The organism is Paraburkholderia guartelaensis (assembly GCF_004353905.1).
GTDB lineage: Bacteria > Pseudomonadota > Gammaproteobacteria > Burkholderiales > Burkholderiaceae > Paraburkholderia > Paraburkholderia guartelaensis.
On the sequence record NZ_SMOD01000124.1, the window covers coordinates 1 to 3,029 of the forward strand.

Annotated in this window: 3 protein-coding genes and 1 pseudogene; 3 read left to right on the forward strand and 1 reads right to left on the reverse strand. The window is 61.8% G+C overall.

The features are described 5' to 3' along the window. The 3 genes and pseudogenes from E1N52_RS43305 to E1N52_RS43320 form a co-directional block, all read left to right on the forward strand. Positions 1-792, forward strand: a 792-nt coding sequence (locus tag E1N52_RS43305) for an autotransporter domain-containing protein (protein ID WP_133191201.1), incomplete at its 5' end; no start/stop codon positions are given. Positions 793-1,329: 537 nt separating this feature from the next. Further along, a pseudogene (locus E1N52_RS43315) lies at positions 1,330-1,587 on the forward strand (DDE-type integrase/transposase/recombinase); the annotation flags it as partial. Between the two features lie 213 nt (positions 1,588-1,800). Continuing rightward, positions 1,801-2,877 (forward strand): IS110 family RNA-guided transposase, encoded by a 1,077-nt coding sequence (locus E1N52_RS43320; RefSeq protein WP_246089477.1) that lies wholly within the window; start codon positions 1,801-1,803, stop codon positions 2,875-2,877. On the opposite strand, the gene E1N52_RS43325 is transcribed toward E1N52_RS43320, so the two are convergent. Next, the coding region (locus tag E1N52_RS43325; RefSeq protein WP_133191203.1) for a transposase domain-containing protein at positions 2,806-3,029 on the reverse strand (224 nt) is incomplete at its 5' end. The genes E1N52_RS43320 and E1N52_RS43325 overlap by 72 nt on opposite strands.

Genomic DNA, 3,029 nt, shown 5'->3' on the forward strand with positions numbered 1-3,029 from the left:
GCGCGCGCCAGCGGTCACCTGCTCGGCTTCCAGGCGGGTCTCGATGTCTGGCGCGGCAGCTTCCTGCCGGGCCATCACGACGCCACCGGCGTCTACTTCGCGTACGGCAACAGCGATGTGGACGTGAACGGGCTCGTCACCAATGCGGCCGCAACCGCATACGTGCCTTCCAGCACCGGCACGCTGAACCTCAATGCGTATTCCGGCGGCGCCTACTGGACGCACTACGGTCCCGGCGGCTGGTACGTCGACGCGGTGCTGCAGGGCACGTACTACGACGGCAACGCGACGACACAGAACGCGCGGCTGCCGGTTTCGGGGTCTGGAATCCTCACCTCGCTGGAAGCGGGCTACCCGTTCGCGTTGCCGCTCGGGCCCGCATTCGTGCTGGAGCCGCAGGCGCAGCTCATCTGGCAGCACGTGGGGCTGAACGAGGCCAATGACGGGCTCGGGCCGGTCGATCCGGGCTCCACCTCAGGCGTGAGCGGGCGGCTGGGCGTGCGAGGGCAATGGACGATCGAGCGCGCGAATGGCCAGGTGTGGCAGCCGTATGTGCGCGCCAATCTCTGGCGAGACTGGGGTGCTCAGGCCACGACCACGTATTCCGGGGGCGATCAGGTGCCGCTGTCGCAGCAGGCGACGCGTATGGATGTGGCCGCGGGCTTCACCGCGAAGATGGATACGCGCATGAGGGTATATGGCCAGTTCGGCTACCAGTTCTCGGTCAACAGTGCGGAGACGGGAAGCCGCAAGGGAGTCTGGGGTGATGTTGGGATTCGATACGCCTGGTGATGTCGCGTCGGATCCCTGGGTATCTGGGTAGTGGTGGCACGAAGGACTCCGATCCATGATCTCAGGCACAGTCGCTGACCCGGCGACGTGGGCAATCGAACTCGTCCCGGCAAGGGCCCGTGCAGGCTCGCACAGAGGCTGACTCCATGCGCCGTCTTCGCTTTGTTATCGTGTCGATCGCGGTCACGTGCACCACGATCCTGATACCGATCCTCACCAGCCTCTATGTCGCGCATGAGGAAGCACGGCAAAGTGAGAGCTACACGGCCAGAACAGTCGAGGGTGGTATGGGGCGGTGGCGCTTCGGCGGCTTGTTACCAGTCGCAAGGGTCAATTCAGGTGGCGTTCTCCGCCGGAAAATCCGTACATCTTGCGCGATGAGACCCGCAGTACCATCGAGTCGCGCTATGCCGATGTCGCCTTTGCTATGAGCAACGCTTGAATGGAGAGCCGGATGCGCTGAGAGGTGCAAGTCCGGTTCGGGGAGGAGAGGCCGGGAAATAGCTCGACTACGCCCGGTCTCTTACTCCACTTCGCACGGCGCAAGGCTGGCTCTATCTGGCGGTCGTGCTGGACCTGTACTCGCGCAGGGTGGTCGGCTGGTCAATGGCACCAACCATGCCGGCTGGGCTGGTCATGTCGGCGTTGACCATGGCGCTGCAGCAACGTCGGCCAGCGCCGGGACGAATTCTGCATTCGGACAGGGGTAGCCAGTATGCAAGTGATGAGTACCAGGCCTTGCTGCAGCAGCATCACCTGGTTTGCAGCATGAGTCGCAAGGGAAATTGCTGGGACACTCAGTCTAAGATCCCTTTCGAACGTCGGCCCGATCTGACTCGTGCTGGGACTGGCCGAGCTGCCTTTGAGTTGACCTGTCGATCGGGTTCCGGCGTTCCCCGAGCGTTGCCGGGCTCACCGTCTGTGACCTGATAGGAGCTTTGTACTGCACCATGAGTGTCCTGTCCTGCGAGTGGGGTTGGCGATGCGCCCACTACAACGGATATACGCATGGAACAGAACGAAGTAATTCTGGGCGTTGATACGCATCTGGATACGCATGTCGGGGCTGTGATTAGCGGCGCAGGCCGGCTTCTCGGAACACTGTCGGTAACAACCGACACAGCGGGGTATCTCGACCTGCTGACATGGGCGAATTCGTTCGGTCAGTTACGTCGTGCCGGGGTTGAAGGGACCGGCACCTACGGAGCGGGCTTGGCCCGCGTGCTGCGCGATCATGAGATCGAGGTCCTTGGAGTCAATCGTCCCGATCGCGCGATGCGCCGCTCCCGAGGGAAGTCCGATCCCACTGATGCCGAAAACGCCGCGCGTGCGGTACTCGCCGGAAGGGCTACTGCTATTCCAAAGGAACAGTCCGGTGCCGCCGAGGCGATGCGCGCCGTCTCCGTTGCTAGGCGCAGTGCGGTCAAGGCAAAGACGCAGGCTATCAATCAGTTACGAGCTTTACTCGTAAGCGTTCCCCAGGAAATTCGTGAGCGTCTTCTGAAAGCGAAAACGGCAGAATGCGTTGAGGGTTGTGCCCGTCTTCGCTCGTTGGGTAAAACGCCAGTGTTGCAAACGCTCACGACCACATTGCGTCTGCTGGCGAAGCGTTGGCTGATGCTGGCAGAGGAACTCAAAGCACTCGACACAATGCTTGACAACCTGACCAGCCAGCATGCCAGGCGACTTCGCGAACGATTCGGCGTCGGCCCCCAGACCGCTGCGGTATTGGTTGCCGTCGCGGGCGACAATCCCGAACGCCTGAAAAGCGAAGCGGCGCTAGCGGCACTCTGTGGCACGAGTCCATTGCAGGCGTCGTCCGGCAAGACGGTCCGGCATCGTTTGAACCGGGGTGGCGACCGGTTTGCGAACAACGCCTTATGGACCATTGCTATGGTTCGGATGCGCAGCGATCCACGTACCCGGGCCTATGTCGATCGACGGTATGCGATCCATCATCGACGCCACACAGAGTCGCATGACGAAGAACGTGAGGTGAGTCAGGAACGTGGATCAGCGCAGATCGACCGGCAGCTTCCAAGGAAGCAGTGCGTCGTAATCGTCAATTGTTGTCGCCAGTGGTAGGCGCTGGAACAGCCAGGTGAGGTAGCGGTATGGATCGATACGGTTCGCCCGACACGTCTCGACCAGTGAGTAGAGATTCGCACTCGCGTTTGCGCCGTTCACGGTGTCCGCAAACAACCACGAGCGCCTCCCTACACAGAAGGGGCGAATTG

Bases quoted from the DNA above. Each gene is read 5' to 3' on its own strand.
- E1N52_RS43320 (WP_246089477.1), top strand. From the start codon at position 1,801: ATGGAACAGAACGAAGTAATTCTGGGCGTTGATACGCATCTGGATACG.